Source organism: Zemynaea arenosa, from assembly GCF_004614185.1.
In the GTDB taxonomy this organism is placed as follows: domain Bacteria; phylum Pseudomonadota; class Gammaproteobacteria; order Burkholderiales; family Burkholderiaceae_D; genus Telluria; species Telluria arenosa.
On record NZ_SPVF01000097.1, the window covers coordinates 1 to 14,200 of the forward strand.

Consider the following 14,200-nt stretch of genomic DNA (forward strand, 5'->3'; position numbering starts at 1 on the left):
CGCGTATCCAGCGCGCCCTCGGATGGCGGCGGCGCCAGATGCACCACTGTGGAGGCCAGCCCGGCCAGCCGCCGCAGCGACGCCGCATCGTCCAGGTTGGCCACGATAGGCACCGCCCCCGCCGCCCGCAACTCCGCGCGCCGCTCCGGCTGGCTGGTCAGCGCAAACACGCGATACTGCCCGCGCACCAGCGCCAGCAGCCGCATCCCGACATCGCCGCATCCGACGATCAGCAGCCTCGGCCTTCCCAGCCGCGGCCGTTTCACCCGTTCACATTTCATCCCGTCATTGTACGCTTGTTATAATCGTAACTTTTGACAGTCTTGCGGGAGACATTCGCTTGGAACACGAAAGCCACCACCACCACCATCCGCACGGGACCGGCATGCGCTGGCTCGACATCACCCTGGGCGTCGCCGCGACCATCGTGTCGCTGGTGTCGCTCTGGCTGGGCCTGCATTCCGCGCACTCGATGGAAAAACTGGTCACCGCCAACAGCTATCCCTACGTCGAGCTGATGCGTTCCAGCGCCGCGCTTCCCCAGCCGGGCGAGCAGATCCGCCGCCGCATGGTCGAGTACGAGCTGGACAACAACGGCATCGGCCCCGCCCGCATCGAGTGGGTGGTCTTCAACTTCAACGGCAAGCCGATGCGCGACCTCACCGACCTGATGGACGCCTGCTGCAACGGCGCCGACATCAATGGCATGAACCTGCGTGGCAACGTGACGGGCGCCCTGATCCGCCCCGGCGGCCGTCTGCCGATGTTCACCTGGAACGAGCCGGCCACACCCGACCCGGCGTTCGATGCCCTCAACAAGCAGATGGACAAGATCGACTTCACCGCCTGCTACTGCTCTGTCTTCGACGAGTGCTATACCCGCAGCACCGAAACCACCAAGCCGGAGCCAGTCAAGGCCTGCGTGGCCCCGGCAACCCCGTTCCAGCCGCGCACCCACAAGCGCACCTGAGCCAAACGGCCGGCCGGACCGCCCGAGCGCGTCCGGCCCCTGGTGTAGAATCCCCTCTGGTTCACCTTCGCATTCCTTCCCTGCATGAGCTTCCAAGTCACAGTCCAACCCAGCGGCCACACCTTCACTTGCGACGACGGCGAAACCGTCCTGGCGGCGGCGATCCGCGCCGGCGTCGGCCTGCCGTACGGCTGCAAGAACGGCGCGTGCGGCTCCTGCAAGGGCAAGATCCTGGAAGGCCAGGTCACGCTCAAGCCGCACCAGCAGCGCGCCCTCACCGATGCGGAACGTGACCAGGGCTTCAGCCTGTTCTGCTGCGCCGTCACCAAGGGCGACCTGGTGATCGAGGCGCGCGAGGTGGCCGGCAGCAGCGACTACCCGATCCGCAAGATGCCGAGCCGCGTGATGGAGATGACCAAGGTGGCGCCGGACGTCATGGTGCTCAAGCTGCAGCTGCCCGCCAGCGAGGCGCTGGCCTACCGCGCCGGCCAGTACGTCGAATTCCTGCTGCGCGACGGCAAGCGCCGCAGCTACAGCATGGCCAGCGCGCCCACCGGCCTGGAATCGCCGGTCGAACTGCACATCCGCCACATGCCCGGCGGCGTGTTCACCGACCACGTGTTCAACACGATGAAGGTGCGCGACATCCTGCGCTTCGAGGGCCCGCTCGGTACCTTTTTCCTGCGCGAAGACTCGGACAAGCCCATCGTGCTGCTGGCATCCGGTACCGGGTTCGCGCCGATCAAGGCGCTGGTCGAGCACCTGATCACGCTGAAGTCCACGCGCCCCGTGCATTTCTACTGGGGCGGCCGCCGTCCGCAGGACCTGTACATGCATGAACTGGCGCAGGAATGGGCACGCACGCTGCCGAACTTTACCTACGTGCCGGTCATCTCCGACGCCCAGCCCGAAGACAACTGGACCGGCCGCACCGGCTTTGTCCACCAGGCCGTGATGCAGGACCTGCCGGACCTCTCCGGCCATCAGGTCTACGCCTGCGGCGCGCCCGTGATGGTCGACGCGGCCAAGCGCGACTTCTCGGCCCAGTGCGGCCTGCCCACCGACGAGTTCTACGCCGACGCCTTCACCAGCGAAGCCGACCTCGCCGCCTGACCCGTTGATCGTTTCTCAGCAGTAAGGTAGCCTGTCGGGTTATCACACTGCGAGAGGGGATCAACGACATGCATACGCAGCACCTGTCCGCGCACGGGCTGGCCCGTGTGGCCACCGTCCTTGCGCTGGCACTCAGCGCCACCGCCGCCCTGGCGCAGCCTGCGCCCGCGCCCTCTCCTGCGCCCATCCTGCAGTCCGTGCTCGACCCCGCGGTCAACGCCTGCGACGATTTTTACCGGCGCGCCTGCGGCGGCTTCATCGCCTCCACCAAGCTGACGCCCGGGCGCCCGTCGGTCGACCTGGCCAACCAGCAGTTCGAAGCCAACCTCGAACACAGCTTTCAAAAACTGTTCGCGCGGGACGTTTCGCACGACCCCGAACTGGCGCGCCTGAAGACTTTCTACACGTCCTGCATGGCCAACACTCCCGCCGACATCGCGCTGGTGAAGGACTGGCTGGCCCGCATCGACGCGGCCCAGACCCCGGCGCGGATCCAGGACCTGGTGCTGGAGCTCTCCTCCATCGGCGTCGAGCCCTTTTTCACCTACACCGGCCAGCCGGACCGCCTGCAGTGGGACCGCTACCGCGGCGAGATCCACAACGCCTTTATCTGGGCCAACGCCGAGACGGTGCTGCGCAGCTTCCGCGCCGCCGGCCTGCCGGAGGACCAGGCGCAGCGCGATGCGGCCACCGTGGTCGCCATGGTCACCGCGCTGCGCAAGGCACGCGGCGATCGCTATGACCCAAGCACCGCCGAGAATCCGCGCACGCCCGCCGCGCTGGCGCAGCTGGCACCTTCGGTCGACTGGAAGCGCTACCTGCACATGGTCGGCGCCCCCGCCGATCGCAATGTGAATGTGACCGCCCCTGGCTTCCTCACCGCCGTGGAGAAGGAACTGGTCACCCGCACGCCCGCCGAACTGCGTGCCTACCTGCGCTGGATGTACCTGTTCTCGCTGCGCGGCGAACTGCCCGCGCCCTACAGCGCGCCGTTCGGCGACCTGGGCCCCAACCTGCGCGTGCAGCTCGAGAACCCCGCGGGCCGCTGCCGCGACGCCACCGTGCGCGCCATGGGCGTGGAGTTCTCGCGCCAGTACGCCACGCGCGTGCTGGGCATGCCGGCGCGGGACGCGGCCCCGCAAGATCGCCGCCGAAATCAAGACCCGTCTCGTGGCCTCGGTGGCCGATGCGCAGTGGCTGTCCCCGGCGGGCCGCGCCGCCACCACCCACAAGCTGCAGCAGGCCGACCTGAAGATCGGCTTCCCCGACCAGTGGCCTGCCGTCGGCCACTATGCGCTGGACGGCCACGCCTTCCTGGCCAACGTGCTGGCGGCGCGGCGCTACGAACAGCGGCGCGAATGGTCGCGCCCCGGCACGCCGCGCAACCGCGCCGCGTGGGAGATGATCGTGAGCCCCTGGGTCGGCGACGGCATGGCGGCCGCGCGGCTGGTGGTGCCGAACGGCTTTCCAGATGCGTTCTCGAATTCGGTGATCATGACCGCGGCCTTCCTGGGCGCCCCACGCTTCGATGGCGACGCGGCGCCAGAACTGAACTACGCGACCTTCGGCTCGGTATTCGCGCATGAATTCGTGCATGTGGCCGAGACCCACGAATTCGGCGCGGACGGCAGCGTGCAGGAACTGTGGAGCGCCGCCGACATCAAGGCCGAGGAAGCTGCGGGCCAGTGCGTGGTCGCGCAGGCGAATGCGTGGGAGCCGCTGCCCGGCGTGAAGATGAAGGGCGAGCGCCAGTACGGCGAGAACGTGGCCGACTACGGTGGCCTGCGCCTGGCCTTCGAGGCACTGGAAAAGCGCCTCGGCACCGACGCCCTGTACCGCGTGGACGCCAGCGGCACCTCGCCCGCGCAGCGCTTCTTCTACAAGTACGCGCAGTACCGCTGCACCGCGCAGACCGACGAGGACCTGCGCAAGACGGTGGAATCGGACAGCCACGCGCCGACCGTCTTCCGCGTCAACGCGCCACTCTCGAACCTGCCCGGCTTTGCGCGTGCCTTCAGCTGCCAGCCGGGCGCGAAGATGGCGCGGCCGCCGGAGCAGCAGTGCCGCGTGTGGTGAGAGCGACGCCGGGCGAGCCGCGTGCAAATCGTCATCGCGCGCGCGGCGCGCGCAAATCCCCGTTGCCTCATCTTTTGAGGTAAGGTAGCGGCGCGCGGATCGTGCGCCGCACGCCGCATGGTGACCACACTGACTGAAGGGGACAAAAAATGCATATGCCAGACCGTCTGCAGCACCGCTTTGCCCGTTCCATCGCCGGCCTCCTGCTGGCCGTTGCCACTGCCGCCGCGGGCACCTCCGCCTACGCCAATCCGGACGCCTACAAGGCCGCCATCGACCACAAGGCGCGCGACCAGGACCGCAAGAACGACGCGCGCCTGAAACCCGCCGAATTCCTCGCCTTCGCCGGTGTCAAGCCGGGCATGAAGGCGCTGGACGTGGCCTCCGGCGGCGGCGCCACCGCCGAGCTGCTGGCCCTCGCCGTCGGCCCGACCGGCGAAGTCTGGGCCCAGACCGTGCGCGAGTCGCCCAAGCTGAAGGAACGCCTGACGGCCAACCCGCAGCCCAACCTGCACCCGGTGGTGGCGCCATTCGACAAACCGGTGCCCGCGGGCGCGCCGGCGCTGGACCTCATCACCATCAACATGTCGTACCACGACATCGCTAACACGCCGACCGACCGCGCGGCCATGAACAAGGCGCTATACGACGCGCTCAAGCCGGGCGGGAAGCTGGTCATCGTGGACAACGCTGCCAAGGACGGCAGCGGCCTCGCGGCCACCAAGGAGCTGCACCGCATCGACCAGAAGGCGGTGGTGGCGGAAGTGACCAAGGCCGGCTTCGCGGTCGACGGCACCAGCGACTACCTGCACGTGGCGGCTGACCCGCGCGACCAGGCCTTCTTCAATATGAAGGGCCAGCCGGACGACAAATTCGCCGTCCGCTTCATCAAGAAATAATCGTCACCACGACCTCACCACGCGGGCCCCTCGACAGGGCCCGCGGTTTTTCCAGCATGTCCTCAGCCTCTTCCCCGCCCAGCTCCAACGGATTCCGCGTTCTCCGCAACCGCAATTACGCCCTCTACCTTTTCGCCCGCGTGTTCGGCACGCTGGCCGTGCAGATGCAAAGCGTCGCCATCGGCTGGCAGGTGTACCAGATCACGGGCAACCTGTATGACCTGGGCCTGATCGGGCTGGCGCAATTCGCGCCCTTCCTGGTCCTGATCCTGTTCGCCGGCCACGCCGCCGATACCTGGAACCGCCGCAACATCATCGCGGCCTGTCTTGGGATGCAGCTGCTGGTGTCCTTGCTGCTTCTCGCATTCACTTTGTCCGGCTCGCACGTGGTGTGGCCCGTGTTTGCGATCCTGGTCCTGTTCGGGAGCGCGCGCGCCTTCATGATGCCCGCCTCGCAGGCCGTGCTGCGCAACATGGTGCCGATCGAAGACTTCAGCCAGGCGGTGGCGCTGTCCGCGTCCACCTTCCACGTGGCGGTGATCGTGGGGCCGGTGCTGGGCGGCCTGCTGTACATCGCCGGACCGAATGCCGTGTATGCCACGTCTGCGGCGCTGCTGCTGGTGTCGACCATCGCCATGTGTCTGACCAAGGCCGCGCCACAGGCGCGCAGCAACCAGCCGTTCAGCCTCCACACCTTGTTCGAAGGCCTGCGCTTCGTGCGCTCGCGGCCTGTCATGCTGGGCGCGATTTCGCTCGATTTGTTCGCGGTGCTGTTTGGCGGCGCGACCGCTCTGCTGCCCGCCTATGCGCACGACGTGCTCCACGCGGGACCGACCGGCCTGGGTCTGCTGCGCACCATGCCGGGGGCCGGGTCCGCCCTGTGCTCGGTGGCGCTGGCGTGGTTCCCGATCCGGCGCCGCGTGGGCGCGTGGATGTTCGGCGGCGTGGGCCTGTTCGGCCTCGCCACCATCGTGCTGGGGCTGACGTCCAGCTTCGCGGTGGCGCTGGCCTGTCTGTTCCTGCTCGGCGCGGGCGACATGGTGAGCGTCTACGTGCGCCACCTGCTGGTGCAGTTCGAGACGCCGGACGAGATCCGCGGCCGGGTGAGCGCGGTGAACGCGGTGTTCATCGGCGCGTCCAACGAGCTGGGCGAGTTCGAGTCCGGCATCACGGCAGGCTGGTTCGGGCTGGTGCGCGCGATCCTCCTGGGTGGCATCGCGACCATGATCGTGACGTTCACCTGGGCCTGGAAGTTTCCCGTCCTCTCGCGCATGGACAAGTTCCCTCACCACGACAAGGAGCACGCCACATGACCAAGCCTCGCCTGCTCGCCCGCCTGCTGCCGCGCGTCCTGCACAGCCGGCCGCATCTGACGCTGGCGCTGGCGTTCGGCGTGGTGGTGGGCTGCCTGCTGCCCGCAAAGTTCGACTGGGCCACGCGCGCGCTGACGGGCTGGAATGCGATGGTGCTGGCCTACCTGGCCTTCATGCTGCGCCAGATCCTGATCACCGATCCCAAGGGCGTGCGCGCGCAGGCGGCCGAGCAGGACGAGAACGCAGGGCTGATCCTGGCCACGCTGTGCCTGGCGGCCATCATCAGCATCACGGCCATCGTGGTCGAACTGGGCAACGTCGGGCAGCTGCCGGATCAGCAGCGGCTGCTGCGCTATGGGTTCACGGCCATCACCATCTTCGGCTCGTGGTTCCTGGTGGGCACGCTGTTCGGCTTTCACTACGCCCATATCTATTATCTCAGCGGACAAGAAAATCGCGCCTTCGATTTTCCCGAAAAACAAGATAATCCAGACTACTGGGACTTCATGTACTTCTCGTTCACCATCGCGGTCGCGGCGCAGACCTCCGATGTCACGGTGCGCAACCGCCGCGTGCGCCGGCTGGTGCTGGGGCAGTCGGTGCTGTCGTTCTTCTTCAACCTGGTCATCCTGGGCCTGTCGGTCAACGTCGGCGCCGGTCTGATCAACCACTAGCGTCCGTTTCATCTGAGCACTTTTGGTATCCCGTGTAAGATGGCTTTGTGTCTGTTTCACCAACAGGAGCAACCATGCAAATCAATATTAACGCGGACCATACCATCGAACGTCACCAGGGGCTGGACGAACATGTGGAGGCGGTGGTGCATGCCGCCCTCGACCGGTTCGGCGAGCACATCACAAGTGTGGAAGTGCACGTCAGTAACGAGCTGGCGCAGAAGCTGGAAGACGGCGGCAACCGCTGCATGATGGAAGCGCGGATCACCGGCTACAAACCGGTCGTGGCCTCGGACCACAATGTCACCCTGCACCAGGCCGTCAGCGGCGCGGCGGACAAGCTCAAGCGCGCCATCGACAGCGCCCTCGGCCGTCTGAACGACCGCAAGCATCAGACTCCGGCCAAGCTCATCGCGGCCGACAGCGCTCTCAGCGAGGACAGCGCCCTCAGCGAGGACTGATCCCGCCTGCCTCAAGCGGCCCCCTCGCATGGGGGCTCGCTTTTCGATGTCATCTCGTTATAATTTCCCGCTTTGTGACCTTACTCAGCAGGGGAACCTATGTCCGCCGAGATGCAATTTGCCAACAATTACCAGGATTTGAGCAATTCGTCCGGCGTCGATGCCGGCTTCCAGTTCGAGTTCTATTGCCAGCGCTGCAGCGACCGCTGGCGCACGGCGTTCAAGCCCTACCGCAGCGGACAGGCGTCCGGCTGGATCCAGAAAGGCGCCAGCATGTTCGGCGGACTGTTGGGCGGCGCCTCGACGGTGTTCAACGGGATGGCGGAAGCGGGCTGGCACAGTGCGCGCGACACGGCCTTCACCGAGGCGGTGGCGGCCGGCAAGCAGCACTTCAACCGCTGCGGCAGCTGCCACTCGTACGTGTGTTCCCCCTGCTTCGACACGGCCAACGGGCTGTGCTTCAACTGTGCACCGAATGTGAACGTGGCGATCGCGCAGGCGCGGGCGCGCGGCGAAGTCGACAGCGCGGCCGAGGTCGCCACCGAGGAGGGCAAGACGCGTGGGGCGCGGCGCGACGTGCAGCAGGCCATGCAGCTGGTGTGTCCGCAGTGCCGGGCCGAGACGCATGGCGCCAAGTTCTGCCCGGAGTGCGGGCACAAGATGGCGCAGCAGGTGGCGTGCACGGGGTGCTCGACGATGCTGGAGCCGGGGACCAAATTCTGCACCGAGTGCGGGCAGCGCCAGCAGCCCGCCTGAGCTGTCAGCGCGGCCCGGCTCCGGCCGGGCTCGCTCCCGAATTCACATCCAAACCGGTCGGGGTACGTCCCCCAAGTCACAGTTCACATCCAAACCGGTCGGGGTACGTCCCCCAAATCACAGTTCACATCCAAACCGGTCGGGGTACGTCCCCAAGGTCACAATGTGGCGGGCGCTACGGGGCGATGTGGTCAGCGTAGTCGTACAGGGCGCCAAGGATCTCTTCGGCGCGCTCATCGGCGTTTTCTGACAGCTGGTCGATCTCGCCGTGCAGCTGCTCGATGGTGCGGGCACCGCCCTCCCCTTCGTACAGCCGCGCCGCGCGGTGCGCGTGCCAGACTTCCTGCTCGGTCTCGCTGAGCGTGTGCGGGAAGTTGCGCGCGCGGTAGCGGAACAGCAGTTCGCCCAGCCGCTCGTCTTCGAACGCGGGGTTCAGTCGCGCCAAGGCCTCCGGCTTTTCGGCCCGCAGTGATTCCAGCTTGCGGCGGTCCCCATTGCCGACGAAGCCGCCGTACAGATCCTCGTCGACATCGGCCGGACCACCCGCTGACGGGCGGTCGTACACCTGGGTCCACTTGGCCGTCATGTCCGGCGCCGTGAGGAACTTGGCGGCGTGCGCGCGGCCCAGTTCCAGGTCCAGGTTCCAGCGCTGCGCCATGGCGGGCGACAAGGTGCGCAGGTCCGCCACCAGCATCGGCGACTTGTTGATGTGAATGCTCTTGATCGGCAAGCGCGTCACGCCCTCCGGCAGCGCCTCGGTGCGCGTGAACATGCGCAGGCGGATGGTCTCGGGGTCGAGCGTGAACAATTCCTCAGGGTCCTGCGCGCAATCCCACACCAGCACTTCGTTGCGGTTGGTCGGGTGCGAGGTCAGCGGCCACACCAGGCCAATGCAGCCACGCTCGGCGGGGAACATGCCGGACACGTGCAGGAACGGGCGCCGCTGCGCCAGCTCCAGGTGCAGGCCGATTTCCTGCGCCACGCGGTCCTTGCGGTGCAGGCTCAGGCAGTAGTCGAACAGGCGCGGCTGTTTTGAGCGGATCAGCCGGGCCAGCGCGATGGTGGCGCGCACGTCCGACAGCGCATCGTGCGCGGACTCATGCAGCAGGCCGTTGGCGCGGGCCAGGTCTTCCAGCTTGAAGCTGGGCTTGCCGTCCTCGCGGCGCGGCCACTCGATGCCTTCGGGACGCAGCGCGTAGGTCATGCGGACCACGTCCAGCAGGTCCCAGCGGCCGCAGTTGTTCTGCCACTCGCGCGCGTAGGGGTCGATCAGGTTGCGCCAGAAGAGGAAGCGCGTGACCTCGTCGTCGAAGCGGATGGTGTTGTAGCCGACGCCGATCGTCCCCGGCTGGGCGAAGGCCTGCTCGACCACCGCGGCGAAGGTGTGCTCGGGCACGCCATGTTCGAGGCAGTGCTGGGGCGTGATGCCGGTGATCAGGCAGGAGACCGGGTCCGGCAGGTAGTCGGGCGCGGGCTGGCAGTACAGCATGATGGCGTCGCCGACCTCGTTGAGCTCGGCGTCGGTGCGGATTGCGGCGAACTGGGCGGGGCGGTCGCGGCGCGGGGTGGCACCGAAGGTTTCGTAGTCGTGCCAGAGGAAAGTGTGGGTCATGGGTGGCACCGTACGGTGTCGTCAGCGTTGAGGCAGGTCACAGCGAGGCGCGGTTGCGGCCGCCTTCTTTCGCGCGGTACAGCGCCGCGTCCGCATGCGCGACGAGGGCGTGTTCGTCCTGGCCCGCCTGCAGCGAGGCCACGCCGAACGAGGCCGTCACCTGCGGCAGCGGCATGCTGGCGTCTTCGAACACGACCGCGGTGCGCAGGCGCTTGCAGAGGCGCTCGGCGATCATCAGAGCGGCGGTCTCGGGCGTGTCCGGGAGGATCACCATCAGCTCCTCGCCACCGTAGCGCACGGCAAAGTCGGACGGGCGCAGCGCGCTCGACAGCACGCGCGCGGTGGTGCGCAGGGCGGCGTCGCCGGCCTGGTGGCCATGGGTGTCATTGAAGCGCTTGAAGTGGTCGATGTCCAGCATGATCAGCGACAGCGGCGCGGAGTTGCCGTGCGCGGTTTTGACCAGGCCGGGCAGCACATCGTTCAACCAGGCGCGGTTGTACAGGCCGGTGAGGCCGTCGTTGAGCGAGAGCTGGCGGTAGAACTCGCCCAGCTTCTGGCGCCGGCGCAGCAGCGCGTTGGCGGCGCGCACGCGGAAGGACAGCAGGCGCAGCAGGTTGCGGGCGACGCCGTTGTGGTGGTCGATCAGGTCCCAGACGAGGTCGGATTCGATCACCAGCAGGTCAGCGGTCTCGACGGCGGTGATGGCGGACAGGTTGGTTTGCTCGTCCAGCACCGACTGCTCGCCCACGCTTTCGCCCGGGTAGACTTTGGTCAGCGTGTTGTCGGACGTGCCCGCGCGGATCTCGCCCTCGACGTTGAGCACGCCGGACAGGACGATGTAGAGGCGGGCCTGGAAAGTGTCCTCCAGCCGTTCGCCGGCGGGCAGGCGCAGCACGGCGCAGGACGCCAGCCGGGTCGCAAGAATGTCCGTGTCGACTCCGCTGAACAATTGCAGGTCGCTGAGGCGGTAGGGGGAAGCACCGAGGGTGCCAATCTGTTCCAAGGTCGAGCTCTTCAGTCAGTACAGCGCCATCATACAATAGCGGGCAAGAAATTTAGCTGTGGATAAAGATGACTTTTACAGATGCAATAGGCCAGTTACACGCGTGCGCGCCCGACGCGCGGATCGTGTCGCTGGTGCCGTCGATCACCGAACTGCTGTGTGACCTGGGCCTGGCCGGCCGGATGGTGGGGCGAACGGGGTTTTGCATCCACCCGGCCGAGACCGTGCGCGCGATCCCCAAAGTCGGCGGCACCAAGGATGTCAATCTGGCCAAACTGCGGGCGCTGGCGCCCACGCATGTGGTCGTCAACATCGACGAGAACGAGAAGCCGACGGTGGACGAGATCGCCACCTTCGTGCCGCACGTGGTGGTCACGCATCCGGTCACGCCACTGGACAATGTCGGGCTGGCCCGGCTGATGGGCGGCGTGTTCGGACAACCGGAAGCCGCCGAGGCCTGGTGCGCGAATTTTCTTAACGAATATACGGCCCTGTCTGCCGAGCCGCGGCAGGCCGCCCGCGTGCTGTACTGCATCTGGCAGGACCCGTGGATGACGATCTCGGCCGGCACCTATATCGCCAACATGCTGGCGTTGAAGGGCTGGAAGATTCCGAACCTCGGCAGCGCGCGCTACCCCGCCTTCACCTGGGCGGACGAGCTGGTGCGCTCGCTGGACGCCGTGTTCCTCTCCACCGAGCCCTATCGCTTCACCGAAGAGCACGTGGACGCCCTTGAACGCCAGCTCGGCATCCCGGTCCGGCTGGTCGATGGCGAGATGTTCTCCTGGTACGGCTCACGCGCCCTGGCCGGCCTGCGCTACCTGCGCGCCCTCGGCCCCGCCCCCGTCTGACCCCAGCCGATTCAGCCCATTCTGACGTTTGTACACCGGGGTACGTCCCCGGTTTTTGAACGCTTCACATGCCCCCTCAGCCGATTCTGACCCTCGTACGCCGGGGTACGTCCCCGGTGTGGAAAGTTTGGTGAGCGGGGATGGGAGTCGGCGGACAGGGGTCGGGGGAGTCTTAGCGGTAGCGGTTGATGTCGTCGCGGGTGGCGAGGGCGGCGCGGCGGGCGGCGGCGGCGAAATCTTCGCCGGCGGCGGGGGCGGCGTACAGGATGGCGCGCGAGGAGTTGATCATCATGCCAGTCGCGTCCGCCGTGCGGCCGGCTTCGACGGTCGCCTGGACGTCGCCGCCTTGGGCGCCGATGCCGGGCACCAGCAGCGGCATGTCGCCGACGATCTCGCGCACGGCGCGCAGTTCCGCCGGGAAGGTGGCGCCGACCACCAGCGCGCACTGGCCGCTGCGGTTCCACTTGTGCGCGACCAGGCTGGCCACGTGCTGGTACAGCGGCTTGCCGCCCACGTCCAGGAACTGCAGGTCCGAGCCGCCCGCATTCGAGGTGCGGCACAGCACGATCACACCGCGGTCCGCCCACTCCAGGTACGGCTCGACCGAGTCGAAACCCATGTAGGGGTTGACCGTCACCGCATCCGCGCCGTAACGGTCGTAGGCTTCGCGCGCGTATTGGGTCGCGGTGGCGCCGATATCGCCGCGTTTGGCATCGAGCACCAACGGGATGTGCGGATACCGGCTGCGGATGTAGGCGCACACCTCTTCCAGCTGCTTTTCCGCGCCCAGCGCGGCAAAGTAGGCGATCTGGGGCTTGAAGGCGCAGGCGGCGTCGGCGGTGGCGTCGACGATGGCCTTGCAGAAGGTGGCGATCCCGTCCGCATGGCGCAGGGCCGGCGGCAGCTTGGCCAGGTCCGGATCCAGCCCCACACACAGCAGGGAATTGTTGGTGCGCCATGCGGCGGACAGCTTGTTCACGAAGTTCATGGCGCACCCCCGGTAAAAAATTTAAACCCTGCATTGTACCGTGGCAGCCCGCACCATTGAATGCGCCCTGTCGAGTCCCGGGGTATGATTGGCGTACTGACAACCCGTTGTGATCGGAGTGCCATGAACACCACGCTGTTTCGCTGGACCCGCCTGCTGCTGGTCCTCTCCTGCCTGAGCGCCCTGCTGTCCGGCTGCGGCTACAACGCCTTCCAGACCAAGGACGAAGCCGTCAAGGCGGCCTGGGGCGAAGTCGTCAACCAGTACCAGCGCCGCGCCGACCTGATTCCCAACCTGGTGAACACCGTCAAGGGCTACGCCACTCACGAGCAGACCACGCTGGAGTCCGTCACCCGCGCCCGCGCGGCCGCGACCAGCATCCAGGTCACGCCCGAGACCTTGAACAACCCGCAGGCCTTCGCCAAGTTCCAGCAGGCGCAGGGCGAGCTGTCCAGCGCGCTGTCGCGGCTGATGGCGGTGTCCGAAAACTATCCGCAGCTGAAGGCGGACACCAGCTTCCGCGACCTGCAATCCCAGCTGGAAGGCACCGAGAACCGCATCACCGTCGCCCGCGCCCGCTACATCGCGGCCGTGCAGGACTACAACGTCAGCGTGCGCAGCTTCCCGACCAACCTGACCGCCAAGATGTTCGGCTATGACGTGCGGCCATCGTTCACGGTCGAGAACGAAAAGGCGATCTCGACCGCACCCACGGTCAACTTCGGGAAATAAATGAATCCGCTGCGGCTGCTCTGGCTGGTCCTGCTGTCCCTGGCGCTGGCGCTCGGCGCCTCCGCGGCGTCGGCCCAGCAGCTGCAGCCGGTGCCGCCGCTGCAAGGCCACGTGAACGATAACGCGGCCATGCTCACCCCGCAGCAGCGCGCCCAGCTGGAGCAGGTGCTGACCGAGTACGAGCAGCAGACCGGCAGCCAGATCGCGGTGCTGACGGTGGCCACCACCGAGCCCGAGCCTATCGAGCAGTACAGCATCCGCGTGACCGATGCCTGGAAGCTCGGCCGCAAGGGCGTGGACGACGGCGTGCTGCTGCTGGTCGCCAAGGACAACCCGCCCGGCCTGCGCCGCCTGCGCATCGAGGCCGGGCGCGGCGTGCAGGGCTCGCTCACGGACGCCCAGTCCAAGCGCATCCTGCAGGATGTGATCGCCCCCCACTTCAAGCAGAACCAGTACTACGATGGTATGGTGGCCGGTGTCTCCGCCATCGCGACGCTCTTGAACAAGGAGCAGCTGCCGGGCATGCAGGGCCAGCCGCAGGCGGACCAGGGCCAGGCGCAGGCGCGCGGTGGCGACGGCGGCGGCTTTTCGCCCTTCTGGCTGATCGGCCTGTTCTTCCTGTTCATGCTGTTCCGCCCGCGCCGCTCACGCATCCGGCGCGGCGGCTGGGGCTCAGGCGCGACCGGCTTCATCCTCGGCAATGCCATCGGCTCGATCATGAGCTCGCGCGGCGGCGGCGGCTGGGGCGGCGG

At 67.2% G+C, this 14,200-nt stretch carries 16 protein-coding genes; 12 read left to right on the top strand and 4 right to left on the bottom strand.

Going from position 1 to position 14,200, the window contains the following annotated elements; translation table 11 throughout:
- Window positions 1-281: NAD-binding protein (locus E4L96_RS06850; protein ID WP_181017595.1), on the bottom strand; the 281-nt coding region annotated here is incomplete at its 3' end.
- A gap of 59 nt (window positions 282-340) precedes the next feature.
- Here E4L96_RS06850 and E4L96_RS06855 point away from each other — a divergent pair.
- The 9 genes from E4L96_RS06855 (at window position 341) to E4L96_RS06895 (ending at window position 8,262) form a co-directional block, all read left to right on the top strand.
- A complete protein-coding gene (locus tag E4L96_RS06855; RefSeq protein ID WP_135206473.1) occupies window positions 341-970 on the top strand; it encodes a hypothetical protein in 630 nt (209 codons plus the stop codon).
- Between the two features lie 84 nt (window positions 971-1,054).
- Window positions 1,055-2,083 (top strand): CDP-6-deoxy-delta-3,4-glucoseen reductase, encoded by a 1,029-nt coding sequence (locus tag E4L96_RS06860; protein WP_135206474.1) that lies wholly within the window; start codon window positions 1,055-1,057, stop codon window positions 2,081-2,083.
- Window positions 2,084-2,151: 68 nt separating this feature from the next.
- Window positions 2,152-3,669: a M13 family metallopeptidase gene (locus E4L96_RS06865; protein ID WP_135206475.1), complete on the top strand. Its 1,518-nt coding sequence runs from the start codon at window positions 2,152-2,154 to the stop codon at window positions 3,667-3,669.
- A complete protein-coding gene (locus tag E4L96_RS06870; protein ID WP_167758620.1) occupies window positions 3,578-4,159 on the top strand; it encodes a M13-type metalloendopeptidase in 582 nt (193 codons plus the stop codon). The genes E4L96_RS06865 and E4L96_RS06870 overlap by 92 nt, the downstream gene beginning before the upstream one ends.
- 149 nt (window positions 4,160-4,308) lie before the next feature.
- Complete coding sequence (locus tag E4L96_RS06875; RefSeq protein WP_135206477.1) at window positions 4,309-5,058, top strand: class I SAM-dependent methyltransferase; 750 nt, start codon at window positions 4,309-4,311, stop codon at window positions 5,056-5,058.
- Between the two features lie 56 nt (window positions 5,059-5,114).
- Window positions 5,115-6,371 carry an MFS transporter gene (locus E4L96_RS06880; RefSeq protein ID WP_135206478.1) on the top strand — a complete coding sequence of 419 codons (1,257 nt, stop codon included), beginning with the start codon at window positions 5,115-5,117 and terminating at the stop codon, window positions 6,369-6,371.
- Window positions 6,368-7,045, top strand: coding sequence for a DUF1345 domain-containing protein (locus E4L96_RS06885; protein WP_135206479.1), 678 nt, complete (start codon window positions 6,368-6,370; stop codon window positions 7,043-7,045). The genes E4L96_RS06880 and E4L96_RS06885 overlap by 4 nt, the downstream gene beginning before the upstream one ends.
- A 74-nt stretch (window positions 7,046-7,119) precedes the next feature.
- Window positions 7,120-7,506, top strand: coding sequence for an HPF/RaiA family ribosome-associated protein (locus tag E4L96_RS06890; RefSeq protein ID WP_135206480.1), 387 nt, complete (start codon window positions 7,120-7,122; stop codon window positions 7,504-7,506).
- 99 nt (window positions 7,507-7,605) lie between these two features.
- Window positions 7,606-8,262: a zinc ribbon domain-containing protein gene (locus E4L96_RS06895; protein ID WP_135206481.1), complete on the top strand. Its 657-nt coding sequence runs from the start codon at window positions 7,606-7,608 to the stop codon at window positions 8,260-8,262.
- Between the two features lie 175 nt (window positions 8,263-8,437).
- On the opposite strand, the gene sbcB is transcribed toward E4L96_RS06895, so the two are convergent.
- Window positions 8,438-9,874: an exodeoxyribonuclease I gene (gene sbcB, locus E4L96_RS06900; RefSeq protein ID WP_135206482.1), complete on the bottom strand. Its 1,437-nt coding sequence runs from the start codon at window positions 9,872-9,874 to the stop codon at window positions 8,438-8,440.
- Between the two features lie 37 nt (window positions 9,875-9,911).
- On the bottom strand, window positions 9,912-10,877 hold the full coding sequence (locus tag E4L96_RS06905; RefSeq protein ID WP_135206483.1) for a GGDEF domain-containing protein: 966 nt from the start codon (window positions 10,875-10,877) through the stop codon (window positions 9,912-9,914).
- 68 nt (window positions 10,878-10,945) lie between these two features.
- Between E4L96_RS06905 and E4L96_RS06910 the strand changes: the two genes are divergently transcribed.
- Window positions 10,946-11,728 carry a helical backbone metal receptor gene (locus tag E4L96_RS06910; protein WP_135206484.1) on the top strand — a complete coding sequence of 261 codons (783 nt, stop codon included), beginning with the start codon at window positions 10,946-10,948 and terminating at the stop codon, window positions 11,726-11,728.
- 172 nt (window positions 11,729-11,900) lie between these two features.
- On the opposite strand, the gene pyrF is transcribed toward E4L96_RS06910, so the two are convergent.
- Window positions 11,901-12,716, bottom strand: a complete 816-nt coding sequence (pyrF, locus tag E4L96_RS06915) for an orotidine-5'-phosphate decarboxylase (protein ID WP_135206485.1) — start codon at window positions 12,714-12,716, stop codon at window positions 11,901-11,903.
- A gap of 123 nt (window positions 12,717-12,839) precedes the next feature.
- On the opposite strand from pyrF, the gene E4L96_RS06920 reads away from it, so the two are divergent.
- Both E4L96_RS06920 and E4L96_RS06925 read left to right on the top strand, forming a co-directional pair.
- Window positions 12,840-13,448 (top strand): LemA family protein, encoded by a 609-nt coding sequence (locus tag E4L96_RS06920; RefSeq protein ID WP_135206486.1) that lies wholly within the window; start codon window positions 12,840-12,842, stop codon window positions 13,446-13,448.
- The coding region (locus tag E4L96_RS06925) for a TPM domain-containing protein (RefSeq protein WP_135206487.1) at window positions 13,449-14,200 on the top strand (752 nt) is incomplete at its 3' end.

Excerpts from the sequence above, each read along its gene's own strand:
- E4L96_RS06860 (WP_135206474.1), top strand. The coding sequence starts at position 1,055 with ATGAGCTTCCAAGTCACAGTCCAACCCAGCGGCCACACCTTCACTTGC.
- E4L96_RS06885 (WP_135206479.1), top strand. The coding sequence starts at position 6,368 with ATGACCAAGCCTCGCCTGCTCGCCCGCCTGCTGCCGCGCGTCCTGCAC.
- sbcB (WP_135206482.1), bottom strand. The coding sequence starts at position 9,874 with ATGACCCACACTTTCCTCTGGCACGACTACGAAACCTTCGGTGCCACC.
- E4L96_RS06910 (WP_135206484.1), top strand. The coding sequence starts at position 10,946 with ATGACTTTTACAGATGCAATAGGCCAGTTACACGCGTGCGCGCCCGAC.
- E4L96_RS06870 (WP_167758620.1), top strand. The coding sequence starts at position 3,578 with ATGACCGCGGCCTTCCTGGGCGCCCCACGCTTCGATGGCGACGCGGCG.
- E4L96_RS06865 (WP_135206475.1), top strand. The coding sequence starts at position 2,152 with ATGCATACGCAGCACCTGTCCGCGCACGGGCTGGCCCGTGTGGCCACC.
- E4L96_RS06875 (WP_135206477.1), top strand. The coding sequence starts at position 4,309 with ATGCATATGCCAGACCGTCTGCAGCACCGCTTTGCCCGTTCCATCGCC.
- pyrF (WP_135206485.1), bottom strand. The coding sequence starts at position 12,716 with ATGAACTTCGTGAACAAGCTGTCCGCCGCATGGCGCACCAACAATTCC.
- E4L96_RS06895 (WP_135206481.1), top strand. The coding sequence starts at position 7,606 with ATGTCCGCCGAGATGCAATTTGCCAACAATTACCAGGATTTGAGCAAT.
- E4L96_RS06890 (WP_135206480.1), top strand. The coding sequence starts at position 7,120 with ATGCAAATCAATATTAACGCGGACCATACCATCGAACGTCACCAGGGG.
- E4L96_RS06920 (WP_135206486.1), top strand. The coding sequence starts at position 12,840 with ATGAACACCACGCTGTTTCGCTGGACCCGCCTGCTGCTGGTCCTCTCC.
- E4L96_RS06880 (WP_135206478.1), top strand. The coding sequence starts at position 5,115 with ATGTCCTCAGCCTCTTCCCCGCCCAGCTCCAACGGATTCCGCGTTCTC.